Annotated in this window: 20 protein-coding genes; 7 read left to right on the top strand and 13 right to left on the bottom strand. The window is 66.2% G+C overall.

Annotated elements, in window-relative coordinates:
• Position 1 precedes the first annotated feature (1 nt).
• From PW843_05605 to PW843_05615, 3 genes are read right to left on the bottom strand one after another with little or no spacing between them, the layout of a single operon-like run.
• Positions 2-271 carry a type II toxin-antitoxin system RelE/ParE family toxin gene (locus PW843_05605; protein MDE1146087.1) on the bottom strand — a complete coding sequence of 90 codons (270 nt, stop codon included), beginning with the start codon at positions 269-271 and terminating at the stop codon, positions 2-4.
• Entirely contained in the window at positions 271-453 is a 183-nt protein-coding gene (locus PW843_05610; protein ID MDE1146088.1) for a CopG family transcriptional regulator, read from the bottom strand. Before PW843_05610 ends, PW843_05605 begins: the two co-directional genes overlap by 1 nt.
• A 36-nt stretch (positions 454-489) precedes the next feature.
• The gene (locus PW843_05615) at positions 490-2,283 is read right to left on the bottom strand and encodes a CYTH domain-containing protein (GenBank protein MDE1146089.1); all 1,794 of its coding nucleotides are present in this window, start codon (positions 2,281-2,283) and stop codon (positions 490-492) included.
• Between the two features lie 328 nt (positions 2,284-2,611).
• Here PW843_05615 and PW843_05620 point away from each other — a divergent pair, with 328 nt between their 5' ends.
• The 3 genes from PW843_05620 to PW843_05630 all read left to right on the top strand — a co-directional run bounded on the left by PW843_05620 (position 2,612) and on the right by PW843_05630 (position 6,388).
• Entirely contained in the window at positions 2,612-5,776 is a 3,165-nt protein-coding gene (locus PW843_05620; protein MDE1146090.1) for a phosphoenolpyruvate carboxylase, read from the top strand.
• A gap of 82 nt (positions 5,777-5,858) precedes the next feature.
• Positions 5,859-6,122: a type II toxin-antitoxin system Phd/YefM family antitoxin gene (locus tag PW843_05625; protein MDE1146091.1), complete on the top strand. Its 264-nt coding sequence runs from the start codon at positions 5,859-5,861 to the stop codon at positions 6,120-6,122.
• A complete protein-coding gene (locus PW843_05630; GenBank protein MDE1146092.1) occupies positions 6,119-6,388 on the top strand; it encodes a Txe/YoeB family addiction module toxin in 270 nt (89 codons plus the stop codon). Before PW843_05625 ends, PW843_05630 begins: the two co-directional genes overlap by 4 nt.
• 16 nt (positions 6,389-6,404) lie before the next feature.
• On the opposite strand, the gene PW843_05635 is transcribed toward PW843_05630, so the two are convergent.
• The 6 genes from PW843_05635 to PW843_05660 all read right to left on the bottom strand — a co-directional run bounded on the left by PW843_05635 (position 6,405) and on the right by PW843_05660 (position 13,647).
• A complete protein-coding gene (locus PW843_05635) occupies positions 6,405-7,088 on the bottom strand; it encodes a Fe2+-dependent dioxygenase (GenBank protein MDE1146093.1) in 684 nt (227 codons plus the stop codon).
• 11 nt (positions 7,089-7,099) lie between these two features.
• The gene (locus tag PW843_05640) at positions 7,100-9,694 is read right to left on the bottom strand and encodes a TonB-dependent siderophore receptor (protein MDE1146094.1); all 2,595 of its coding nucleotides are present in this window, start codon (positions 9,692-9,694) and stop codon (positions 7,100-7,102) included.
• A 220-nt stretch (positions 9,695-9,914) separates the two neighbouring features.
• Positions 9,915-10,904: a FecR domain-containing protein gene (locus tag PW843_05645; protein ID MDE1146095.1), complete on the bottom strand. Its 990-nt coding sequence runs from the start codon at positions 10,902-10,904 to the stop codon at positions 9,915-9,917.
• 141 nt (positions 10,905-11,045) lie between these two features.
• On the bottom strand, positions 11,046-11,558 hold the full coding sequence (locus PW843_05650) for a sigma-70 family RNA polymerase sigma factor (GenBank protein ID MDE1146096.1): 513 nt from the start codon (positions 11,556-11,558) through the stop codon (positions 11,046-11,048).
• Positions 11,559-11,785: 227 nt separating this feature from the next.
• The gene (locus PW843_05655) at positions 11,786-12,865 is read right to left on the bottom strand and encodes a methyl-accepting chemotaxis protein (GenBank protein ID MDE1146097.1); all 1,080 of its coding nucleotides are present in this window, start codon (positions 12,863-12,865) and stop codon (positions 11,786-11,788) included.
• Between the two features lie 398 nt (positions 12,866-13,263).
• Entirely contained in the window at positions 13,264-13,647 is a 384-nt protein-coding gene (locus PW843_05660) for a histidine phosphatase family protein (GenBank protein MDE1146098.1), read from the bottom strand.
• 330 nt (positions 13,648-13,977) lie between these two features.
• Between PW843_05660 and PW843_05665 the strand changes: the two genes are divergently transcribed.
• The 3 genes from PW843_05665 (at position 13,978) to PW843_05675 (ending at position 18,480) form a co-directional block, all read left to right on the top strand.
• Positions 13,978-16,161 (top strand): RNA degradosome polyphosphate kinase, encoded by a 2,184-nt coding sequence (locus PW843_05665; protein MDE1146099.1) that lies wholly within the window; start codon positions 13,978-13,980, stop codon positions 16,159-16,161.
• Positions 16,162-16,191: 30 nt separating this feature from the next.
• Complete coding sequence (locus tag PW843_05670) at positions 16,192-17,721, top strand: Ppx/GppA family phosphatase (protein MDE1146100.1); 1,530 nt, start codon at positions 16,192-16,194, stop codon at positions 17,719-17,721.
• A gap of 120 nt (positions 17,722-17,841) precedes the next feature.
• Positions 17,842-18,480, top strand: a complete 639-nt coding sequence (locus tag PW843_05675) for a hypothetical protein (protein MDE1146101.1) — start codon at positions 17,842-17,844, stop codon at positions 18,478-18,480.
• A 51-nt stretch (positions 18,481-18,531) separates the two neighbouring features.
• On the opposite strand, the gene PW843_05680 is transcribed toward PW843_05675, so the two are convergent.
• On the bottom strand, positions 18,532-18,978 hold the full coding sequence (locus tag PW843_05680) for a hypothetical protein (protein ID MDE1146102.1): 447 nt from the start codon (positions 18,976-18,978) through the stop codon (positions 18,532-18,534).
• A gap of 584 nt (positions 18,979-19,562) precedes the next feature.
• Between PW843_05680 and PW843_05685 the strand changes: the two genes are divergently transcribed.
• The gene (locus PW843_05685) at positions 19,563-20,057 is read left to right on the top strand and encodes a hypothetical protein (protein ID MDE1146103.1); all 495 of its coding nucleotides are present in this window, start codon (positions 19,563-19,565) and stop codon (positions 20,055-20,057) included.
• A 101-nt stretch (positions 20,058-20,158) separates the two neighbouring features.
• Here PW843_05685 and purF read toward each other — a convergent pair whose 3' ends face one another.
• The 3 genes from purF to radA all read right to left on the bottom strand — a co-directional run bounded on the left by purF (position 20,159) and on the right by radA (position 23,791).
• Positions 20,159-21,613 (bottom strand): amidophosphoribosyltransferase, encoded by a 1,455-nt coding sequence (purF, locus tag PW843_05690; GenBank protein ID MDE1146104.1) that lies wholly within the window; start codon positions 21,611-21,613, stop codon positions 20,159-20,161.
• 66 nt (positions 21,614-21,679) lie between these two features.
• Complete coding sequence (locus PW843_05695; GenBank protein MDE1146105.1) at positions 21,680-22,378, bottom strand: CvpA family protein; 699 nt, start codon at positions 22,376-22,378, stop codon at positions 21,680-21,682.
• A gap of 6 nt (positions 22,379-22,384) precedes the next feature.
• The gene (radA, locus tag PW843_05700) at positions 22,385-23,791 is read right to left on the bottom strand and encodes a DNA repair protein RadA (protein MDE1146106.1); all 1,407 of its coding nucleotides are present in this window, start codon (positions 23,789-23,791) and stop codon (positions 22,385-22,387) included.
• Between the last annotated feature and the right edge of the window lie 19 nt (positions 23,792-23,810).

Raw genomic sequence — 23,810 nt, forward strand, 5'->3', positions numbered from 1 at the left:
GTCAGCGTTCCTGCGCGCCGTGCCATACGCGCAGAATGGTCAGCTGTTCATCTTCAATTTTATAAACGATTATATACGGATAGATGACGGTAAGTTCTCGCGTGCCGGGCTTCGACCCAGGGCGGCCGCGCTGGGGAAATGTCGTCAGATTGTCCCCCGCTGCGGCCAAGCGTCGTGTGATGTCGATGGCGGCCATGGGATTGTATTGGGCGATGTAGGCGCGATGGCCTGCCACGTCCCGAAGCGCTGGGATAGACCAGATGACCCGCATCAAGCGTCTTTTGTAGGGACGGGTATCGGCAGATCCTCACCGGCGGCCAGCCGCAGGAGCCATTCACGAACAATCTCGTGATCGACATATTCGCCGCGAGCGACCGCTTCCAGCGCTTCATCGATTGCTCGATGTTTCGCGCCGTTATCATCAATATCGAAGATGGAGGCGGGCTTGCTCATGGTGCTTACGATAACACGGCTTCCATTGAAGCCCAACTACCGTCCCACCATCCAGAACATGCGCCGCCGGGCGTAGCCGCGCCAGGTGGCCGGCAGCTTGGTCAGGGCCAGCGCCTCTTCCTGCGCCAGACGCGACAGCAGTCGGGTGCTGCGTGGCTTGGGGCCGCTACCTTTGGCCAGGGTGGTCACCAGGCGCGTGGCCTGGCGGGCGGACAGCGGCGCCAAGGCGGCGGCGTGCAGGCGGGTGAGGGGGGCCAGGGCGTCGGCGGGCGGGCGCTTCGCCGTCTTGGCCTTGGACGGCGCCGTCCTTGGTTGATAAAGGCCGCGGCAGGCCTCCGCCGCCTCATGCAGGCGCTGTATCCGGCGGCGCAGGCGTTCCAGCGCGTCGGTCGGGGGCGGGGCCTTGGGCGCCGGTGCCATGGGTTTGACGCCCGGCGATTTGATGCCGGCCTGGATTGGATCGGGCAGATCCAGCCGGGCGACGGCCTTGGCGACCTTGTCCTGCAACTCCGCCATCAGGCGCGGCGCGATGGTCTTGAACGGCAGATCCAGGGCCGGGCTGGTCCAGCCGCCGCCTTCGATCCAGGCGGCCAGATCCAGGATGAAGGCGGTGTGGCCGGCGCCGCGCAGGCGCTTGGCGACATCGCGATGGGCCCGGGCGGCGGCGTTGGCCAGGCCCAGATGCTGGCGGCGGCTGAGCCCGGCGGCGCCCTTGCGGTCGGGCAGCAGGGCGATGCGCTCCGCCAGCCGGTCCCAGCCGCGTGCGGCCTCCAGCGCCGCGCGCAGGGGCGCCAGCCGGCGGCGCAGGGCGTCGGCGGCCTGCACGTGCGGGTTTGGGGCTTGTGCTACGGGCGTTGGCTTGTCGGCGGGGGGCAACGTTGTCGCCGGCAGGGTCATGGCCAGCCGCAACAGGCGCAGGGCCGTGTCCAGCCGCCGGCTGGCCGCCGCCATCTGGCGCAGGGCCAGCGGGCCTTCCGGCGTGGCGCCCGCTTCCAGCAGCACGGTGGCGTTGTCCAGCAGGTGGCTCAGCGCCTGGCGTGCCGCGTGGCGGAAGCCTTCCGCCACCGTGGTGACCGGCGTCAGGGTGACGGGCTGGGCGGGTACGGCCGTTGCCGGCTTGCCGGTCAGCAGGCGCAGGCCCGCGTCCGCCTTGCTGCCGGTGGTCAGGCGCAGGGGCACGTGGTGGTGCAGCAGGGCCGCCACCTCGAACAGGGCGGCGACGCGGCCGTCCTTCAGTTCCAGTTCCACCTCGGCCACCGGCCAGACCGTGTCGCCGTCCCCGGTATCGCCCGCCAGGCGCACCTGGCCGCGGTCCAGCGCCAGTTCGATGGTGGTGCGCGTGTCGGGATGCAGCAGCAGGGCGGTGCGCTCGATATCGGTGGTGAAGCGCGGCGCCACCGTCGTCCAGGCCGCCGCCGGCAACAACCCCGCCAGCGTCGGCGGCAACAGGGTGAGGTCGGGGCCGTCGCCCTCCGGCGCCAGTTCCCATTCCCACTCGCGCCGGCCGGCGGCGGCGGCCGTGCCGGCGTCGGACCGCCAGGTCTTCATCGCCTGGATGCGCCGGCCGCCCTGCACCCGCACCCGCAGGGCCATGCCCTGGGCGGCCAGGGCCAGGTCGGGGGTGTCGTGATATGTGGTGACCTGGTGGCGGGTGCGGGCCCCGCCCTCCGATATCTTGGCCAATTGGGGCAGGGCGGCCAGCTTGGCCAGGGCCGCCGGCGTGGCCGCCAGCTTCACCTCCACCTCCCGGACGGCGGCCACCCGCTTGGGCGGGGAACCGGCCGGGGGTGCGGGGCGTTCAGGGTGCGGGCGGGCGATGCCTTTTGTCATGCCTGAATGCATAACCCAAGACGGCGCGTCCGTTAAGATCGTGTTGCGGAATTACATCCCTTTCACGCATTTCGCAAATTTCATTCCGTTTTGTTGCCTTGCAGCGCACAGTTGAGATAGTCTCAAGCCATCGTTGCGTCACAATAAATCGCCACCCCGCCACGCCCTTTGATGCCCTTGCTCTCGGCCGGTTTTTTGCCATTGCGAGGTAGGATAATGACTCAACCTCACCGGGTCATGCCCTTTGCATCCTTAACAAGCGCGTCGGCGTGGGACAGGTGGTCCGGCGCAGCAGGGATGAGCAACCAAAATTGGGCACGAAACCATCATGAAGTCATCGCTGGCACCATCGCGGTCCGCTGAGAAGGCCGCAGAAAAGTCCACCGACTCCGGGCACACCCCGGAAAAGGCCGCGGCGCCGGCGAAGACCCCCAAAACGACAAGCGCCACCGCCACGCCGGGCACGGATGTGAAGGCCGCCGATGCCGCCACGCTGGCGGCCCTGGCCAAGTCCGGCGCCTTGCTGGCCTACCCCATCGCCAAATTCTCCGGCACCGCCGCCATCGACGCGCCGGCCCTGACCGCCGACCTGGTGACGCGGCTGGCGCGGTACACCGAACTGGCAGATGCCGATCCCTTCGCCAACCCCGTCTCCCTGCTGGCGCTGGACGTTTCCCGCCGCCTGCATGCCGGTGAGCTGGACCTGGCGGCGGTGGAACAGGCCATCCAGTTCTTGGGCGCCGAAGGTTTCCTGGCCCGCGCCCGCCGCCTGGGCGCCTATCTGGGGGAGGCTGATCCGGAGGCCAACGCCGCCCGCATCCGTACCCTGATCGAGGGGTTGGCCGTGGGGGCCGACGGCAAGGCGGCGCCGTTCGAGGCCTTCCGCGCCCAGGTCGAGAAAGAGATTTTCGGCATCGTCATCACCGCCCACCCGACCTTCAACCTGACGGGTGAGCTGATGGACGCGCTGGCCCAATTGGCCACCGGGCGGGACCACGCCGGCGTGCCGCTGACCGCCGCCGCCCGCAAGGCCCTGATCACCGGCATGGCCGGGGTGGAACTGCGCCCGGGTGAGCTGTCGCTGGCCGATGAGCATCGCCTGTCGCTGGCGGCCATCACCAACATCCAGGCGGCACTGCGCATCGTCTACGACATCGTGCTGTCGGTGGCGCGGGCCCATTATCCGGACCAGTGGGCGGAACTGACGCCCAAGCTGCTGACCGTGGCCAGCTGGGTGGGCTACGACCTGGACGGGCGGTCGGACATCCGCTGGTCCGACACCCTGCACAAGCGCCTGGTGGTGCAGGTGGGGCAGTTGCGCCACTACCTGGCCGAGGTGCAGGCCATCCGCAAGGCCGCCCCGGCGCAGGAGGATCTGCGCAACACCCTGGACCTGCTGGAATCGCGCCTGGCCCTGGCCATCGCCCAGGTGACGGATGAGATCGCCGCCTTCGGGAGTGAAGCCGCCCAGAAGGATATCGAGCATATCGCCCGGCGCATGCATGAGGGCCTGTCCCTGCGCCTGGTGGAGGCTGCACACGCCATCGAGCAGGTGGAGCGCGCCATCCGGCTGGCGTCCGCTGCCACCAAGGGCGCCAAGGGCGGGGACGACGTCATCCGCCGCCTGGCCATCCTGAAGGCGGAACTGGCCAACTATGGCCTGGGCCAAGCCCACACCCACGTGCGCATCAACGCCACCCAGTTGCACAACGCCGTTCGCAAGACCGTGGGCATGGAAACGGCGCCGGACGACCCGCGCTATCGCCAGTCCTACCTTAACGCGCTGACGGGCTTGCTGGATGAGGTGCGGCCGGCCCGCATCAACTTCGGCAGCATCATGGCGGAGCGCACTTCGGCCAAGCGGCTGTTCATGGTCGTGGCCCAGATGCTGAAGTACGCCGACGCGTCGGTGCCGGTGCGTTTCCTGATCGCGGAATCGGAATCGGCCTTCACCGTGCTGACGGCGCTTTATTACGCCCGGCTGTTCGGCGTGGCCGACAAGGTGGACATCAGCCCCCTGTTCGAGACGGAAAAGGCGCTGGAGGTCGGCAGCCGGGTGATCGAACAACTGCTGGAGAACCCGCATTACCGGGAGTATGTGAAGCGTCGCGGCCGCCTGTGCATCCAGACCGGCTTCTCCGACGCCGGCCGCTATCTGGGCCAGACCCCGGCGTCCGCCAGCATCGAGCGTCTACGCCTGCGCATCGCCCGCCTGTTCACCCGCCACCGCTTGGACGGCGTGCAACTGGTGATCTTCGACACCCACGGCGAATCCATCGGCCGCGGCGCCCATCCGGCGGGTTTCCCAGAGCGGCTGGGGTATGTCGCGACCCCCGCCACCCTGTCCTTCCTGGCCCACCAGAAGATCGCCTTCAAGCAGGAGGTCAGCTTCCAGGGGGGCGACGGCTATCTCTACTTCGTCACCCAGCCGGGCGCCCTGGCGGTGGTCACCCGCATCCTGGAGCACATGCTGGGGGCCAGGCACACCACCCTGGACGATGATCCGTTCTATGGCGACGCCGACTACATCCGCGAATTCTTCACGACGGTGAAGCAGTTCCAGGTGTCGTTGGTGGACGACCCCAACTACGGCGCCTTGCTGTCGGCCCTGGGCACCAACCTGCTGTATCCGTCGGGCAGCCGGGCCATCAAGCGGCAGTATGACGGCACGGCGGATGATATCGACCAGACCCGCGCCTCACAGTTCCGCGCCATCCCGCACAACGCCATCCTGCAGCAGATGGGCCTGCCCGCGAACACCATCAGCGGCGTGGGCGAGGCCATCGACAAGGATCCGGAGCATTTCGCCGAGCTCTACCGTGCCTCGCCGCGCTTCCGCCAACTGCTGGGCATGGTGGAATACGGTGTCGCCATCGCCAGCCCGGATGCGCTGAAGGCCTATATCGACACCCTGGATCCGGCCTTCTGGCTGTTGCGCGCGGCCCACACCGCCGATCCCGCGCGGGTGGAGGAGATGCGGCGCCTGGCGGCCATGCTGGAGGACAACCCCCTGCACAGCCGCCTGATCCGTATCTTCCGCAAGCTCTACCGCGACTTCGACATCCTGGAGGAAGGGCTGGCGCGGGTGGAGCACCAGCCGCTGCCTGGGCAGGTGCCGCCGCCCGATGAGGCGCTGAGCAATGGCTTGCTGGTGCTGCACGCGTTGCGCATCGCCCTGATCCAGGAGGTGTTCCTGCGGGCGACGCACGTTCCGCAATTCTCCAGCCAGCACAACATCACCCACCGCCGGCTGATGAACCGCCTGCTGCAACTGGATGTGCCCTGGGCGCTGGACCTGCTGTCCCGCATCTTCCCCGTGACGGGCGACGCCGCCGGCGACGGCGACTTCGGCGAGACGGCGACCTACGTCAGCGACGACAGCCAGAACTACGGCCAGGAGAACGAGCGCATCTTCAAGCCGCTGGCCAACCTCTACGACCTGGTGCGCCGCGTCGGCAACGGCATCACCCAGCGCATCGGCTTCTTTGGGTAGGGATGAGGGCGTACGCCGTCGGCGTTGACCGCCGGCGGCGTGCCCATCATATAATGATCAGACCACGTTAGCGGAGGGCGGTATGGGACACGTGCCGTTCAAGGATTTCCAGGCGGATCTCGCTGCCAACATCGACCAGGTGCGGGCCGGTGGGGGGCCGCTGGTCGTCGCCATGGATGATCACCGCGACGTCGTCCTGATGCAGGAGGTGGAGTACCGCAGCATCATGGAAACCCTGCATCTGCTGGGCAATCCCGCCAATGCCGCGCGGCTGCATCAGGCCATCGCCGCTGTGGAGGCTGGGGACACGGTCGATTTCGATCAGGCGATCGCCAGCCGGAAATGAACGTCGAGTTCGCGCCGCAAGCCTGGCAGGACTTTGTCCATTGGCAAGAGGCAGATCCCAAGGTTGTTCAGAAGATCATCGAACTGATTGAGCAGGTGCGGCGCACGCCTTTCACCGGCCTGGGCAAGCCCGAGCCTTTGAAAGGGCCGCTGAAAGGGTATTGGTCCCGACGCATCACATCGGAACACAGGCTGGTCTATGGCGTGGTTGGCACCGGGGATGCCCAGAAGGTTCGCGTCCTGCAATGCCGTTGGCACTATGAGTAAGGGTGCCCGACGCGCACTACAGCTCTGCCCAATAGCGAATCAGGTTGTGATAAATATTCGTCAGTTTCCGCACCTCGGGATCGTTGCGCCCAAGGCGTGTGACCAGTTCCTGAAGGGCGTTGTCCATATCGAAGGTCAGGCGCCGCGCCAGCGGGTCCTTGATCATGCTTTGCAGCCAGAAGAATGACGCGACGCGGGCGCCGCGCGTCACCGGCGTGACGCTGTGCAGGCTGGTCGACGGATAAAGCACGGCGTGCCCCGCCGGCAGCTTGACCCGGTGGGACCCGTAGTAATCCTCGACGATCAGCTCACCGCCGTCATACTCGTCCGGTTCCGACAGGAACAGGGTGACCGACAGGTCGGTGCGGATGCGCAGGCCGGTCAGGTGGTCGCCCCGGATGCAATTGTCCACATGCTCCCCGAAGAACTGCCCCGGCCCGTACCGGTTGAACAGGGGCGGGAAGATGTGCAGGGGTACGGCCGCGGAAATGAACAGCAGATTGGAGGTGAGCGCGCGGATCACGCGCTCACCCAGTTTGCGGGCCACCTGCCCATCGGGGGGCAGTTGCTCGTTCTTCTTCACTTCGGCTGATTGCGCACCGGCGGTGGAGCGGCCGTCCTCCCAGCCGCTGGCGTCCATGATGTGGCGGAAGTCCGCCACATCCTGCTTGCTCAGAACATCCGGTATGCAGATCAGCATTTGGGGAACCCTCAGAACTTGATCGACGCGGTCAGGGAGACGCTGCGGCCCGGCGCGATCTCGATGAAGGGCTGGGCGCTTTGGTAGAAGGCGTCATAGTAGGTCTTGTCGAAGATGTTCTGCACATAGAGCTTCATGCTCAGATGTTCATTGATCTTCGTTTCGGCGAAGGCGTCGAAGCGCCAATGGGCCGGCAGGATGGTGGGGTTGGGCGGGTTGGGATAGGCCACGCCGCCGTTGGCCGCCAGCAGCGAGCCGCCCCTGATTTCCGATGTGTAGATGGACTGGCCGCCCAGTTCCAGCCAATCGGTCACCTGGTACTTGCTCAACATGTTGAAGGATTCGTTGGCGATGTTGGCAAGTCCCAGCCCGACGTTGGTGGGAACGATGGAATGGGTGATGTCGGTCTTCATGACCACCAGGCCACCCATGACGCTCCATTTGTCGGTGATGTTGCCCGCCGCCTCGAAGTCCAGCCCCTGGACGCGGTAGGAGGCACCGGCGACGATCTGCCCGCTGGTGTAGCCCGGCAGGTTGGCGGGTGCCGTCTCCCGTGCGTTCGACACGTCGGTCTCGAAGGCCGCGGCGCTGGCCAGCAGGTGGCGGTCGAACAGTTCCCACTTGGTGCCGACCTCATAGGACTGGCTGCGCTGCGGTCCATAGATCTGCGTGGCGTTCTGGGTCGCGGCGAAGCCGCCATAGGAACTGGACGTCGCGTCCAGTTCGTCACCCACGGGATTGGCCGCCGTGGCGTAGGCGAAGTACACGCTGGCGATGTCCATCGGCTTGACGACGATGCCGGCGTTATAGCTGGTGATGCCGGAATCGTCGGTCCGGGAACTGGTGTTGTTGGACGCCTTGATGTTGTAGTCGTCGTACCGGATGCCGCCGTTCACGATGATGAAGTCGTGGTAATTGGCGGTGTCCATCAAGTAACCGGCATTGGTGTCCACATTGTATTTCAATGGGTTGCCGGTCAGCTTGGCCGTTCCTGCGCCATACAGGTAATGGGTGGGGTTGTAGGCGCTGACGATGGGCGCGCCGCTGGAGGTGAAGGCCACGGGGCCGGTGGTCAGTTCGGAGGTGAAGCCGGTGTAGCTGTCGATGCTGATCTTCTCGTTGGAGAATTCGCCGCCGGCGACCAGCGTGTGCTTCAGCGGCCCCGTGTCGAACTTGACCGTCGCCTGCGGCTGGTCGGCCAGGACGTCCGCCGTCTCGTACCGGCTTTGCGCGTTGAGCTGCACGTAGCCGGAGAAATGGGTGGCGTTTGAGGAATAGGGGGCCGTCACGCCGGTGGCGCTGGGGTTCTCAGGAATCGTGCCGATGTAGTCCAGCAGGGAATGGCTGCCCCGGAACTTGTTCTCAAGCGTCAGCCAGTCGTTGACGTCCCATTCCGCGTTCAGGGTGCCCATGTCCTGGGTGGAATTGGTGAAGTCGCGGTTGACGATGCCGTAATAGGTATCGCGGGAAATGCCATCCTCGGTGGCCGGGCGGTGTGTCGCCTGGTCGTACGGCACACCGAAATCGGGCAGGCCCCAGAGGCGGGTGTGCGAATAGTCGGCGTTCACCGTGAAATTGTCGGTGGGCTTCAGCGTCACCGCCCCGGCGACGCCCCAGCGGTTGTCGGTGGTGTAGTCGCGGCCGGCGACGTCGGAATACTGGATCATGCCGTTCAGGCGGACATCCACCATCGGGCTGATCGCCTGATTGACGTCGAAGGTCCCGCGCTTCTCCGCATCGCTGAAGCCGCCCGTACCTTCGGCCTTGTAGAAGTCGGTGTCCTGCGCCGCCTTGGTCACGATGTTGATGGCGCCGCCGGTGGTGCCGCGGCCGGCGAAGGAGGAGGCGGGACCGCGCAATATCTCGACCTGTTCGGTGTTGAAGTTCTCGCGGATGCTGACGCCCGGGTCACGGACGCCATCGACGAAGATGTCGTTGCGGGCATCGAAGCCCCGGATGAAGAAGCGGTCGCCGAACGCGTTGCCGCCTTCGCCGGAGCCCAAGGTGACACCGGCCGTTGAACGCCCGATTTCCCGCAGCGTCGTCGCCTCCTTGTCCTCCAGCACCTCCTTGGTCAGCACGGTCACGGTGCGCGGCGTGTCGAGCACGGGTTCGGTGAACTTGGAAGAGGACAGGCGGTCCACCTTGTAGGGCGCGCTGGGGTCGGCATAGGGGTTGGCATCGGGCGCGCCGCCCTGGCTCTCGATACGGACGGCACCCAGCTGAAGGGCCTTGCCGCTACCCGCCTGCGGTGCTGCCGCCTGAACCGTGAAGGTGCCGGTGCTGCCGACGCCGTAGGTGAGCCCGGTTCCGGCCAGAAGCCGTTGCAGCGCCGTCGCCGGCGCCATGCGGCCCTGCGCCCCCGGCGTCGATATGTTCTTCACCAGGTCGCCATCGGTCGAGACCTGGATGCCGGATTGCTGGCCGAACAGGGCCAGGGCCGTGCTCAGCGACTGTGCCGGGATATTGAAATCCCGTTCAGCGGCCTGTGCCGTGGTCGGCGATGCCTGGGCATGCGCCGAGGATGTGGCCATGATGTCCGCCAGCGCCGTCGTCATCATCAGGCTGGCGCCTAGCCGCCGCGCCCATTTGCCCCCGCTCGTCATCTTCAATCCCTTCGTTGGTGCGTTATCCAGCGGGGCGGCGGACGGGTTGTTTCCCGTCGCACACGTATACGAATGCAACGCATTCGCGGGCCCCTATTGACGCAACGACGGTGAAAGCGGGGTTTCTAACAAAATCTTCAAATATAACGATTTCTTTAATAAAGCATTGGTCGGGGAATTCATGCCGGCGGCCTTTGACCTTGAGCGGTCAAAGGCCCTCTCAGTTGCCGGAGACCAGCAAAAGCCAGGGCGTGATTTGGTGGACGGTCGCGCCATGTGCCTGGGCGACACCGCGCAACGCGTCGATGGGATCGGCCAGGTTATAGACGCCTGTGACCGGCCGGCCCGCCAGGTGCTGGTTCGTCAGCAGGATGGTGCCGCGATAATAGGGGCGGATCTGGTCCACGATCTCCCGCATCGGCTGGTCCTGGGCGATGATCTGGCCCTGGCGCCAGGCGGCCACCTGCGTCGGCGGCGCCGTTTCGCGTTGCGCGCTGCCAGGGGTGATGCGCAGCGATTGGCCCGCCGTGAGCGTTTCGGAAACCTGGCCCGTGGTTGCGGCGTCATCGACGCGGACGCTGCCTTGCCGCACGGCGATCGTGGCGCCGGCGGCGGTGCGGCGAATGTCGAAGGCGGTACCAATGTCGATCGCCTCGACGCCGCCGACCGTGACGCGGAACGGGCGGTCGGGGTTGTGATTGACGGTGAAGAAGGCCTCCCCGGCCAGCAAGTCGACCCGCCGTTCCCCCATGCCATAGGTGACCGAAATGGCGCTTTCCGGTGCCAGGGCGACTGAACTGCCATCCGCTAGGGTGATCGTGCGCGTCTGCCCGGTGCCGGTGATGTAGTCAGCCCGAAGGTGGAGCATCGCCGTCGGGCCGGCCAGGAAGGCAAGGCAGGCGGCGGCGGCCAGGGCGATGCCGGCCTGCCAGGCTTTCGGAGGCGGACGCGGACGTCGGGTCGGCGGTGTCGCGCGCATCGCCGCGACGAAGGGCGCCCACCGGTCGTCATGGGAGGGCGGCACGGTGGAGAGCATGTGGGAGGTGCGCTGGGTTGTGGCCCAAGCGGCCGCGTGGGCCGGCGAGGCCGCCAGCCAGGCCTCGAACCGGCGGCGCAAGGCGGGATTGTCGGGATCGTCCTGCAACCGGATCAGCCAGTCCGTCGCCGCCTGCGACGCGTCGATTGGTGCTGTCCCCGATCCTGCGATCATGCCTTTTCTTCGGTCCGCGGTGGTGTGGGGTCAAGTTGATCGCGGCGCGCCCGCATTTGGCCCCTATTCATTAAACGTATCCGGTTTGCTGTTTTCTAAGCCGGTTTCACGTTCTTGGGGAAGGAAATCGGCGACTCGCCCCTATCGCCGGCCCAGGCGCCGTTTGCAGTGCTGGACGCCGTTGGACACCAGGACATGCGCCATGGGCAGGGAGATGCCGAGGAAGGCCGCGATTTCCTTCAGGGTGCATTCGCCGAAGCGGTGCATTTCCAGGGCGATGCGGGTGCGCTCCGGCAGTTCCGCCATCGCCGCCTTCAGCAGGTCGAATTCGTCCTTGTGCAGGGCGACGGCTTCCGGGGATGGAAAATCGTCGGGGGAGATCTCGGCGGCGGCATCCAGGCTGCCGTCGCCCAGGATTTCGTGTTCACGCCGCATCCGCCGACGGCCGTCGAACGCCAGATTGCGCACGATGCGGTAGAGGTAGCCCAGCGGTTCGTCGAGGAAACTGCCGTGGGATGCCTTGTCGAAACGCAGCCAGGCCTCCTGGACCAAGTCTTCGGCATGGGCGCGGTTGCCCACGATCCCGCTGGCGTAATCGACCAGGGCGCCGCGGTTGTCCATGAACAGGCTGACGGGGTTTCGACGCAAAGCCAGGCTTCCAACGCGAGTGCGACTGCCGCTTATCCTGCGACCTCGCCGAGGGGAACGCGCAGTAAGGCGAACGAATGCCAAAGTGCGAACAATTCTTAATTTTTCTTACTGATATTCGTATTGACGCGCAACCTTTCTGTGCCGCGTCAACTTGACCACACAGGTGGAGGCGAATGAGCCGGCCCGGATGGGCCGACTCATGGCTTACCCTGACCGCGCCGCGGCCCGGCTTAACCCTGGCCGGGCGGGTTGTGCACCAGGACGCCGTACCAGCCCAGCCCGCGATAGGTCTCATACCCCGGCGTGCGGGCGAAGCCGATCAGGCGGCCGTGGCGGTCGATGTAATGGCCCATGGGCTGGTCGCGGTTGGCCAGATGGAAGTTTTCCGTCAGTTCACCCCGGCCATCGCTGGACGCGATGATGCGGCCGGCGGCGTCCAGCAGCAGGCAGCGGGTATTGGCCCGTTCCGAGGTTTCCAGCCGCACGCCGGTGACCACCGCGTGGGCCTGCGGCGCCCAGTCGAAGAAGATGCCCAAGGCACCCAGCACCTCGCCATCCTGCGTGCCGTCCCGGCGCACAGCGGTGGAGTACGTGGCCACCGTCCGGTTCTCAAGCATAGGTTTCTGGCTGACATCCTCCACCGCGAAGTCGCCGCCGTCGCGGGTGCGCAGCGCGTCGATGAACCAGGGCTCGTTGGCGACGTTGGTGCCGATGGCATGGGGGAAGCGATCAGGGCGGCCGGTTGCAATGACGCGGCCGGTGCGGTCGGCCACCCACAGGTCCAGGTAGACGGTATAGCTCTGCAGGATGACGTTCAGCCGTTCGCCCGCATGGCGGTTGGCGTCGGGGGAGGGGGCCTGCAGGCAATTGACCACGGCGCTGTCGGTGGCCCACCAGCGCACATCGCACGACCGCTCATAAAGGTTGCGGTCGATGATATCGATGCTGTTCAGCGCCAGGTCGGCCAGGCGCTGGCCCCGGAAGCGGATCATCAAATCCTCGCCCACCGTGGTCATGCGATCGACCAGTTGCCCGATCTCGTTCCGCAATTCCCCCGCCACGACGCTGACGCGCTGGGAGATGGAATTGACCTCGTTGGCGACGACGGCGAAGCCGCGGCCGGCGTCGCCGGCGCGCCCGGCCTCGATCAGGGCGTTGAAGGCCAGCATCTTGGTGGTGCGGTTGATGTCCTCAATCACGGACACCTTCTGGCTGGCCACGTCCAGGACGTTCTTCGTCAGGTCGATCAGGCTGTTGTCCATTCGGCTCCCCCACCTCTTGTTTGGCTTTTGTGCAGTGCGGCGAGCCACCCTGCATTGTTTCGCTCTCGCAAAAGGTGTGCCGAGTGATCGAACCTTTGTAAGGGGTATTAATAAATTGTTAATTTCCAATGACCTGCCGTTATTGGCCTGCCCCTTATGACAACGCTGACGCTAATCGAAAGGCGTAGCACTGGCGAAATCTCAGGCATCGACGTGCACAGGCAATGTGCAACCTATGGATTGTATAAAATGATGGAATCGGTTTCCTTACCCTGGACTGCCGGAAAGGCTAAAATGCCAGGTATTTCCAGGGTGCAGTGATCGCCATCTACTTTTTTGACGCGGGCTCTCTTTAAAGTTCGCGCCTTTTTGTGGCGAGGGCTGTTTCTTAATTTATACAACTTTAGCGAAAACGATTTTTGCCTGTTTGAGAAGTCTGGTCCCGATCAGGACGCGCCCAGGTCGCGCGGTGTGGTGAACTCCGCCAGATGGCCGGTGCCGGCGGCCAGGTCGACCCACGGTTCACCGGTGAAGTCCAGCCGGACCAGGGCGCCCGTGGGGTATTTGTCCATGACGCGTGCGCGAAGGGCGGTGTCCTCGGGACCGGCCAGATGCAGGGCCAAATCCTCCAGCCCGGGATTGTGGCCGATCAGCAGGACGGTGCCCACGGTGTCGGGCAGGCCGCGCAGGCGGGCCATCAACTGGGGCGCCCCGGCCATATAAAAGGCGCGATCGACGCTCATGGGTGGGGGCTCCCGCCATAGGGGCAGCAGGCCCGCCAGCGTCGCCCGGGTCCGGGCGGCCGTTGAGCACAGGATCAGGTCGGGCATCAACTGTCCCCCGGGCGCTCCACCCTTGCGACGGGCCAAATAGTCCGCCATGGTCGCAAGCGAGCGTTCACCCCGCGCCGACAGCGGGCGCTCATGGTCGGGGACCGTATCGTCGTCCCAGGAGGATTTCATATGACGGAGCAGGAACAGGGTTTTCACGAGACATCCCCCGGGATGGAACGCGGCCCGTCCCCCGCTTCAAGTGCCCCCACCGCGTCGGGTGACGCGGGAAAGGCGGGGGATACGGAACGGATGATCGCCAAACCTGAAACCGTAACGTTGGCGGCGTATGCTGATCGGCCCGACCCTAATGCTGTGAAAGAGGCCACCATGTCCACGGCGCTGGAAGCCCCCGTCCACGATATCGAGACCGCGCCCATCGATATGACCTCGCCGGACCGGTTCATCAACCGCGAACTGTCGTGGCTGGCCTTTAACCGGCGCGTGGTGGAGGAGACGTACAACACCCAGCACCCGCTGCTGGAGCGTCTGCGCTTCCTGTCCATCTCCGCCAACAACCTGGATGAGTTCTATACCGTCCGCGTCGCCGGCCTGAAGGCGCAGGTGGCCGCAGGCGTGGCGACGGCGTCGGACGACAATCTGACCCCGGCGCAGCAGCTGGCCGCCATCAACGCCCGCGCGGCCGACCTGATGCGGGAACAGCAGGCCTGCTGGCTGATGATGCGCGCGGATCTGGCCAAGGCCGGTATCGCCGCCATCGATCCGGAGGAGCTGACCCCGTCGGAGACCGACTGGCTGGAAGCGAAGTTCCTGGACGACATCTTCCCGGTGCTGACGCCCATCGCCGTCGACCCGGCCCATCCGTTCCCCTTCATCGCCAACTCCGGCTACTCCCTGGCCGTCCAACTGTTCGATCCGGAGCGCAACACCCACCTGGATGCCCTGGTGCTGCTGCCGGCGCAGCTGGACCGCTTCGTGCGCCTGCCCGGCAACGATGTGCGCTTCATCCTGCTGGAAGAGCTGGTGTTGCTGTTCATCGACCGGTTGTTCCCGCCCTTCGCCCTGAAGGGCCACGGCTTCTTCCGCGTGCTGCGCGACAGCGACATCGAAATCGAGGAAGAATCCGAAGATCTGGTCCGCACCTTCGAATCCGCGCTGAAGCGCCGCCGCCGGGGCAGCGTCATCCAGTTGTGCGTCAACGCCGGCATGTCGCGTGAACTGCGCGACTTCCTGGCGGGCCAACTGCACGTGCCCACCGACGACGTCTTCGTGCTGGACGGCCTGATCGGCCTGGCGGAAGTCAAACAGCTGATCATCGACGAACGGCCCGACCTGCTGTTCCAGCCCTACAACGCCCGTTTCCCGGAACGCATCCGTGATTTCGGTGGCGATTGCTTCGCCGCCATCCGCCACAAGGACATCATCGTCCACCACCCGTTCGAAAGCTTCGACGTGGTGGTGCAGTTCCTGCGCCAGGCGGCGCTGGACCCGGCGGTCCTGGCCATCAAGCAGACGCTGTACCGCACCTCGAAGAACTCCCCCATCGTCGCGGCCTTGATCGAGGCGGCGGAGGCGGGCAAGAGCGTCACCGCCATGGTGGAACTGAAGGCCCGCTTCGATGAGGAGGCCAACATCCGCTGGGCGCGCGACCTGGAGCGCGCGGGCGTGCAGGTGGTCTACGGCTTCGTCGACCTCAAGACCCACGCCAAGGTGTCGCTGGTGGTGCGGCGGGAGCAGAAGGGCCTGCGGTCCTACGTGCATTTCGGCACGGGCAACTACCACCCCATCACCGCCAAGATTTACACCGACCTCAGCTTCTTCACCTGCGACCCGGCGCTGGTCCACGACGCCGCGCACATGTTCAACTACATGACCGGCTATGCCACGCCCAAGGCGCTGGAGAAGATCGCCATCGCCCCTATCGGCCTGCGCGACCGGCTGGTCAGCCTGATCGATGCGGAGATCGCGCACGCCCATGCCGGCCGCCCGGCCCAGATCTGGGTAAAGCTGAATTCCCTGGTCGATGCCCGCATCATCGACAAGCTGTATGAGGCGTCGCAGCAGGGGGTGAGCATTGACATGATCATCCGCGGCATCTGCTGCCTGCGGCCGGGGGTCAAGGGCCTGTCGGAAAACATCCGGGTGAAAAGCATCGTCGGCCGCTTCCTGGAGCATGGCCGCGTCATCTGTTTTGGCAACGGCGTGGGCCTGCCGCATCCGGGCGCCAAGGTGTTCATCTCCTCCGCCGACTGGATGCCCCGCAACCTGGACCGCCGCATCGAAACGCTGGTGCCGATCGAGACGCCGTCCTGCCACCGCCAGGTGATGGACCAGATCATGGTCGCCAACCTGAAGGATGAGGCGCAAAGCTGGCGACTGAGCCCCGATGGCGAGTATCATCGTGTCGAGGCCCCGCTGGGCGCGTTCAACGCCCACACCTTCTTCATGACCAACCCCAGCCTGTCGGGCCGGGGCAGCAGTGCCGTGACTGATGCCAAGGGGCCGGCAAAGCTGTTACTGAAGGCCGCCAAGGCGGCCAAGCGCGCCGACTGATCCTTTTTAGTCTACCGACACCGGATGCCCATGCCCGTCAAGTTCGACCGACCCGCGCCCGACCGCCACATCGGCCCCGACCGGCTGGCGGTCATCGACATCGGTTCCAACTCCATGCGGGTGGTGGTCTATGATCGCCTGGAACGCTCGCCCATCGCCGTCTTCAATGAGAAGGTGATGTGCGGCCTGGGCCGGTCGGTGGAGAAGACGGGCAAGCTGCATGCCGAGGGCGTGAAGCTGGCCCTGTCCAACCTGGCCCGCTTCGGTCGCTTGATCGAAGGCATGCAGGTGGGCCGGGTGGACATCCTGGCCACCGCCGCCGTGCGCGACGCCAAGGACGGTGCCAAGTTCGTGGCGGATGTCGAGGCGCTGACCGGCTTCCCCGTCACCGTCCTGGCGGGGGAGGAGGAGGCGCGGCTGTCCGCCATGGGCGTGCTGTCGGGCACCCCCGGCGCCGACGGCCTGATGGGTGATTTGGGCGGCGGCAGTCTGGAACTGGTGACCCTGGACCACGGTGTCATTGGCCGTCAGGCCACCCTGCCGTTGGGCCCGCTGCGCCTGATGGAGGCGACGGACGGCAAGCCTGGCGCCGTCGCCAAGCTGATCGACACCCAACTGGCCAAGCTGCCCTGGGCCATGGCCGGCAAGGGCCGGGACTTCCATCCCGTGGGCGGCGGCTGGCGCGCCCTGGCCAAGATGCATATGGAGCAGACGGGCCACCCGCTGCACATCATCCACCACTACGTGGTCGATGCCCGCGCCATGGCCGATTTCGCCGGCCTGGTGGCGCGGCAGAGCAAGGCGTCGCTGGAAAAGATGCCCGGCGTGTCCCGTCGCCGGCTGGACACCTTGCCCCTGGGCGCCCTGGTGATGGAACGCCTGCTGCGCACGGTGCAGCCGTCCAACGTGGTGTTCTCCGCCTACGGCCTGCGTGAGGGCTTCCTGTTCGACCGCCTGTCGGCGGAAGAACGGCGGCGCGACCCGCTGATCGACAGCTGTGCCCAGGTGGCGGAACGGCTGGGCCGCTTCGGTGAGGCCGAGACCTTGACGCAGTGGACGGCGCCCCTGTTCGCCGGTGAGGACGATGCCGCCGGCCGCCTGCGGACGGCCGCCTGCCTGCTGTCCGACCTGGGCTGGTCGGAACATCCCGATTACCGGGCGGAGCATGCCTACCTGCGTGTGCTGCGCATGCCCTTCGCCGGCGCCGACCACGCGGAACGCACCTTCCTGGCGCTGGCCTCCTACGTGCGGTATTCCGGCACGATGGAGGGGCAGCCCCTGGGCCTGACCCGCACCCTGCTGTCGGAGGCGCAGTTGAGCCGCGCCCTGATCGTGGGCCTGGCGCTGCGGCTGGCCCACACCCTGACCGGTGGGGCCGCCACCCTGCTGCAACGCACGGCCCTGCGCCTGACGGCCGACAGCCTGACCCTGCTGCTGCCCCGCGATGCCGCGATGCTGGACGGGGACGCCGTGCAACGGCGCCTGGACAGCCTGGCCAAGGCGTTGGGCCGCAAGGGGGCCGTGGTGGTGCAGTCGGGCCCCGCGCTGGCCGGCGCCTGATCGCACGTGTGAGGTACGTTCCCCGCACTTGGAGGGGAAGGGCGGTGCTTGGGCGTTGGAAACAAGCGCGCCGGTCCCATATAAGTTCGATTCCGTTCCCGCTGCCTGGACGTTCCCGCGATGGCCTTCTTCTCCCGTTTCGCCCCCCTCCTGGGCCTGCTGCTGGCGTTGGCGTCGGCCCCGGCCGCGCGTGCCGATTTCCTGCCGCCCGCCCGCCCGGGGGAGACGGACCCGGTGATCCAGCAGGTGCTGAATTGCTGGAGTTATGGCCACAAGCCCGGCGGCAAGGGCGCCGGCGTCGGGGTGGGCGGCGACAAGCTGGTTTGCGCCCATGGCGATGCCAAGACCAGCATGCTGAAGGATGCCATGGCCCGCATCGACGCCGTGGATGCCCGGACTTTCGTGGTGTGGTCCCGCGGCGGCAGCGATGTGCAGGCGGCGGCCGACCTGACCCAGACCATCATGGACCATGGGATGACCGTCATCATCGACGGCCCGTGCGCCGGCCCCTGCATCTGGTGGCTGGCGGCCGCACCTAAGCGGCTGGTGACGCCGGAGGCGCAGTTCGACTTCAGCGCCGGCCCCGAGGCCCCGCCCGAGGTGGTGGAGCGGGTGCGCCAGGCCACTGGGATCGACCTGAACCAGTTGCGCCAGACCGGTGGGCCCAACAAGCCGCGGGACGAGGCGGCGCTGCGCATACTGGGCCTGGGGGTGACGGCCCTGCCGCCCATCGTCGCGGTCAAGCCGACGCCCACCTGATGTTGCCGGCAGCGGCATGAGGCCAAGCCCCACGCCGCCGGTATTCTCCTTTCAGGTATGCGGGGCGGCCTTGCCGTCCTGGTGCCGCATCTCCTCCTGCATCTCATCCAGGGCATAGCGCAGGGCGCCGCGGCGTTCGCGGTCATCCTGGATGGCGACCAGCCGCTCATAGATGCGGCTGATGATCATCCCCTGGCCGGGTGGCGTTCCGTCGGCCTGGTGCAGGGGCAGCACGCCGTCGATGATCTGACCCAGCAGCGTGGCGTCCACGGTGGCCCGCATGCCGCCCAGGCGCATGTCGCCCTGGCCGGTCAGCAGCCAATCCACCGAGATATCCAGTTCCAGCAGCCGCGCCAGGGTCTCCCCTTTGGGCAGCTTGCCCAAACGCTCATAACCCTGCCATGTGTTCACACCAAGGGCGAAGCGGGCGGACATGCTTTTCTGGGTTTCCCCAAGGTATTCACGGACCCGGCGCAGCCTATCCTTCAGTCCGGTCATGGCAGGCTGTGCATCCCGGTCACGGGATGGGGCCCGGACATTGCACCTAAGGACAGGCGCAAACCGGCAAAGCGAGAAATACGGGTGCACGGTATTTTATGCTTCAATGGCACGAAAAAAAGTGCCATGTTCAATCTCGCGTTCAGTCGGAACACTCCTTGACCACTCCTAACCGTCATGGGGCACGCGGGGGATGCCAGTGTCCGGACGTCGTGGGGATGACGTCCTGGGGCGCTATGTGCACGTTTTATGGAACCGTCGCCGGGGCGGCTAACTGACATCGCTGCGACCATGCGCCCGGTGAGCACGGCGGCGCCGCCGCTTTTGCCCTTGGGATTTCCCGTTGGGCTTGAGGGGCGTACCGACGATGGTCCACGGGCCCCAGGGTTCGCCAAACGCGATGGGGCGGGCCTAAAATCCCCTGCGAGCGGGCACACGAAAAAACAACGCCTGAAGCGGTACGCCCGCTCAGGTAAAAGTTTCATTAAGAACCGATAGAGAATAGGGCTCCGTGGACTGATCGCAACGTCCAACCTGCTTTAGACAGGATGCCGGGGCCCACGCCTATCCCGGCAGGAAGTACGATGCATAGGGCTGATTACCGGCTTTTTCCTGATTCGCGATTGATCTGCATTATCTATAGTGGGGATATAGACGGCAATGAAATAGCGGATCATCTCAGGAAAGTCATTATCAGTACTGAAAACATCCAGTCGTGGAATTTCCTGATCGATCTTCGATCTTTCATTGGAAACATCCACCACTCAGCATTGGAACGTCTCGCCCGCCTGACCAATGAGAAAAGCGGCAAGGGTCCGCTAGAGCGGACCTTGGAAAAGAGGGCTGGTCGGGTGGCAGTCGTCAGCTACAACGCGGGCCAGCAATTCATGGTCAATTTGGCCCGTGTTTACATCCGGGGATATGACCTACGTTATTTTTCGGACATGCGCCAAGGCTACGCTTGGGCGGCCGGCCGGGATGCCTTGCCGGCGGACATGAGGTCTTTGGACTGGCACCTGGGCAAAGGCCTGCCGCGCCGTCCGGCGGACCCGCCCATAAGCCCGGTGACGGACGATTAAGGCGGCTTGCGGCGGGGCCGTGGCGGAGGATGGCGGGAATCGAAACGCCCCCGGGAATGGCTTCCCGGGGGCGTTCGATTTTGCAGGCTATGTGCCGAGGCTCAGGCGCGGCGTTCGGCCAGGAAGGCCACTTCGCCGCCGGGGGCGCCGTCATAGTCGGTCAGGGCGATGGGGTAGTCGCCGGTGAAGCAGGCGTCGCAGTACTGCGGATTGGCCGTATCGCGGCCGGCATGGCCCAGCGCCTTGTACAGGCCGTCGTTGGAGATGAAGGCCAGGCTGTCGGAACCGATGTAGCGGTTCATATCCTCGACCGTCAGCTTGTGCGCCAGCAGCTTTTCCTTCTCCGGCGTGTCGATGCCGTAGAAGCAGGAATGGCGGGTCGGCGGGCTGGAGATGCGCATGTGCACCTCCTTGGCGCCGGCGGCGCGCATCATTTCCACGATCTTCACCGAGGTGGTGCCGCGCACGATGCTGTCATCCACCAGGATGACGCGCTTGCCCTCGATGTAGTGGCGGTTGGCGTTGTGCTTCAACTTCACGCCCAGATGGCGGATCTTGTCCGTCGGCTGGATGAAGGTGCGGCCGACATAGTGGTTGCGGATGATGCCCAGCTCGAACGGGATCTTGCTGCGCTCTGCATAGCCCAGGGCCGCCGGCACGCCGCTGTCCGGCACCGGGATGATCAGGTCGGCATCGACATGGCTTTCGATGGCCAGCTGCTCACCGATGGCCTTGCGCACCTTGTAGACGCTGGAACCCTCGACCAGGCTGTCGGGGCGGGCGAAGTAGATGTACTCGAAGATGCAGAAGCGGCTCTTTTCCGGCTGGAAGGGGCGCAGGCTCTGCACGCCCGAGGACGTCAGCACCACCATCTCACCCGGTTCGATGTCACGCACGAACTCGGCGCCGATGATGTCCAGGGCGCAGGTCTCGGACGCCAGCACGGGCGCGTCGCCCAGCATGCCCAGCACCAGCGGGCGGACGCCGCGCGGGTCGCGCACGCCGATGATCTGGTCCTTGGCCATGGCGACCAGGGAGTAGGCACCCTCCACCTGGCGCAGGGCTTCCACCATGCGGTCGATGACGCTGCCGCCACGGGCGATCGCCATCAGGTGGACGATGACCTCGGTATCGGTGGTGGACTGGAACAGGCAGCCGCGGCGCACCAACTGGCGGCGCAGCGTCATGGCGTTGGTCAGGTTGCCGTTGTGCGCCAGGCCGAAGCCGCCGAATTCAAAGTCGGCGAACAGCGGCTGCACGTTGCGCAGGGCGGTGTCGCCGGTGGTGGCGTAGCGGACGTGGCCGATGGCGGCGTTGCCCTTCAGGGGGCGCATCACCGCTTCGGAATTGAAGTTGTCGCCGACGTTGCCCAACGCGCGGTGCACGGCGAAATGTTCACCGTCGAAAGAGACGATGCCGGCCGATTCCTGGCCGCGGTGTTGCAATGCATGCAGGCCCAGGGCGACCAGGGCTGCCGCGTCCACAGGCCCGAGAATGCCAAAGACGCCGCATTCCTCGCGCAACTTGTCGTCGTCGAAGGGGTTCGTGGTCAGCATGAAGGTCACCGGGCGCCTTTCGCGCGAGGTTGTAACGTTGCGGTCCGTTTTTCGAGGGGCCGGCTGTTACTCCGGCTTCCTCTTGTCCACGGTGTTCTCGATCAGTTGATCGAGGCCCGTGCGTTCGCGGTCGTTATAGCCCTGTTCACCCGGCTTCGCACCCGCGTTCACCGCAGGGGTGATCGCCGGGGTCTGAAGCCTGTCCAAATCCTGTTTGGCGGCCAGGGCACGCTCGGCTTCCTGCCGGGCTGCGTCAATATGTCCTTCACCTTGCTGGCGCAAATCGGCCGGGGCCAACCCGCGCAGCATGTCGGCACCGGCCTCCAGACCCGGCCGGGTGCGCGCGTCGCGCAGCCAGTCGGGTTTGTTGTCCGGCCAGATGTAGCCCATCAGCATGTAGGCCAGGCTGACGAGAACGGCACCCCGCACCACCCCGAAGCCGAAGCCCAGCGACCGGTCGATGGCCGACAGGGCGCTGTCGCTGACGCGGCCGGCCAAGCTGTGGCAGACCATCTGCAACACCAGCAGGGCCACGACGAACAGGGCGATGATGGCGACACCGTCGGCGATCATCTGCCGCTCGATATGGGCGCGCACGAAGGGTTTGACCAGGGGGAAGGCATACAGCGTGACCAGGGCGGCCCCGACCCAGGCGCCGATCGACAGCACCTCGCGCACGAAGCCGCGCGCGAAGGCCAGCAGGGCCGACAGCACGATGATGACGACGACGCCGATGTCCAGGGGGTTCAGACCGTTGATGTCCATGGTGGATCAGCCCCGCCCGCCGCTGGCGGCCTTGGGTTTGCCCGGCTGGGCCTGCGCCGGCTGGAACAGGGGCAGCAGGTCGGACAGGTGCTGCAGCTCGATCCGGCGCAACGTGTCCTCGCCGCCGGCCTTGCGCCGGCTGGGCACCAGGGCGGTGCCGAAGCCCAGCTTCGCCGCCTCCTTCAGCCGCGTCTCACTCTGGCTCACCGCCCGGATCTCCCCCGACAACCCGATCTCCCCGTAAACCACGGCGTCGGACGGCACCGGTTCCCCCGTGAGGGAGGAGACGAGTGCCGCCGCCACCGCCAAATCCGCCGCCGGCTCCGTCACCTTCAGGCCGCCAGCGACGTTCAGATACACGTCGTTGGCCCCGATGGCGAGGCCGCAGCGCGCCTCTAGCACCGCCATCACCATGGCCAGGCGCGCCGTGTCCCATCCCACCACGGCCCGGCGCGGTGTTCCCAGCGGCGACGGGGCCACCAGGGCCTGCACCTCCATCAGCACGGGGCGGGTACCTTCCATGCCGGCGAAGACGGCCGTGCCGGTGGTGTCGCCCCGGCGCTCCGCCAGGAAAATCTCCGACGGGTTGGCGACCTCGCGCAGGCCGTCCTCCCCCATTTCGAACACGCCGATCTCATCGGTGGCGCCGAAGCGGTTCTTCACCGCGCGCAGGATGCGGAACTGGTGCCCGCGCTCGCCTTCGAAATACAGCACCGTGTCCACCATGTGCTCCAGCACGCGGGGGCCGGCGATCTGGCCGTCCTTGGTGACATGGCCCACGATCAGCAGGGTGACGCCCCGACGCTTGGCCACGCGGATCAGTTCGGAGGCGGAGGCGCGCACCTGGGCCACCGTGCCCGGCGCGCTGTCCAGCGTGTCCACGAACATGGTCTGGATACTATCGATCACCGCCACGCGCGGGCCGTCGGTCGTGTCCAGCGAGGCCACGATGTCGCGCACGTTGGTGGCGGCCGCCAGATCCACCGGCGCGTCGGCCAGGCCCAGGCGCAGGGCCCGCATGCGCACCTGGTCCACCGCCTCTTCACCGGAGATGTAGGCGCAGGGGGTGTCCTGGGCCAGGCGGCAGATGACCTGCAGCAGCAGGGTGGATTTGCCGATGCCGGGATCGCCGCCCACCAGCAGGGCCGAGCCATGGACCAGGCCGCCGCCGCACACCCGGTCGAATTCCTGGATGCGGGTCATGCGGCGCGGCGCCTGTTCCGACACGCCGGACAACTGCACGAACTCCAGCCGGCGGCCCTGGACCTTGTTGCCCAGGCCCTTAGGCGCCGCTTCCGGTGCCATCTCCTCGACCAGCGTGTTCCAGGCGCCGCAGCCCTCACAGCGGCCGTTCCACTTGGGGTGGGCGGTGCCGCAGCTCTGGCAGACGTAACGGTTGGTATTGCGGGCCAAGGGGCTATTCCTGAGGGGA

It is taken from the genome of Azospirillaceae bacterium, from assembly GCA_028283825.1.
GTDB lineage: Bacteria > Pseudomonadota > Alphaproteobacteria > Azospirillales > Azospirillaceae > Nitrospirillum.

Bases quoted from the DNA above. Each gene is read 5' to 3' on its own strand.
- PW843_05645 (MDE1146095.1), bottom strand. From the start codon at position 10,904: ATGATCGCAGGATCGGGGACAGCACCAATCGACGCGTCGCAGGCGGCG.
- PW843_05695 (MDE1146105.1), bottom strand. From the start codon at position 22,378: ATGGACATCAACGGTCTGAACCCCCTGGACATCGGCGTCGTCGTCATC.
- PW843_05620 (MDE1146090.1), top strand. From the start codon at position 2,612: ATGAAGTCATCGCTGGCACCATCGCGGTCCGCTGAGAAGGCCGCAGAA.
- purF (MDE1146104.1), bottom strand. From the start codon at position 21,613: ATGCTGACCACGAACCCCTTCGACGACGACAAGTTGCGCGAGGAATGC.
- PW843_05610 (MDE1146088.1), bottom strand. From the start codon at position 453: ATGAGCAAGCCCGCCTCCATCTTCGATATTGATGATAACGGCGCGAAA.
- PW843_05670 (MDE1146100.1), top strand. From the start codon at position 16,192: ATGCCCGTCAAGTTCGACCGACCCGCGCCCGACCGCCACATCGGCCCC.
- PW843_05615 (MDE1146089.1), bottom strand. From the start codon at position 2,283: ATGACAAAAGGCATCGCCCGCCCGCACCCTGAACGCCCCGCACCCCCG.
- PW843_05685 (MDE1146103.1), top strand. From the start codon at position 19,563: ATGCATAGGGCTGATTACCGGCTTTTTCCTGATTCGCGATTGATCTGC.
- PW843_05640 (MDE1146094.1), bottom strand. From the start codon at position 9,694: ATGACGAGCGGGGGCAAATGGGCGCGGCGGCTAGGCGCCAGCCTGATG.
- PW843_05605 (MDE1146087.1), bottom strand. From the start codon at position 271: ATGCGGGTCATCTGGTCTATCCCAGCGCTTCGGGACGTGGCAGGCCAT.
- PW843_05660 (MDE1146098.1), bottom strand. From the start codon at position 13,647: ATGCCCGACCTGATCCTGTGCTCAACGGCCGCCCGGACCCGGGCGACG.
- PW843_05635 (MDE1146093.1), bottom strand. From the start codon at position 7,088: ATGCTGATCTGCATACCGGATGTTCTGAGCAAGCAGGATGTGGCGGAC.
- PW843_05675 (MDE1146101.1), top strand. From the start codon at position 17,842: ATGGCCTTCTTCTCCCGTTTCGCCCCCCTCCTGGGCCTGCTGCTGGCG.
- PW843_05625 (MDE1146091.1), top strand. From the start codon at position 5,859: ATGGGACACGTGCCGTTCAAGGATTTCCAGGCGGATCTCGCTGCCAAC.
- PW843_05630 (MDE1146092.1), top strand. From the start codon at position 6,119: ATGAACGTCGAGTTCGCGCCGCAAGCCTGGCAGGACTTTGTCCATTGG.
- PW843_05665 (MDE1146099.1), top strand. From the start codon at position 13,978: ATGTCCACGGCGCTGGAAGCCCCCGTCCACGATATCGAGACCGCGCCC.
- PW843_05680 (MDE1146102.1), bottom strand. From the start codon at position 18,978: ATGACCGGACTGAAGGATAGGCTGCGCCGGGTCCGTGAATACCTTGGG.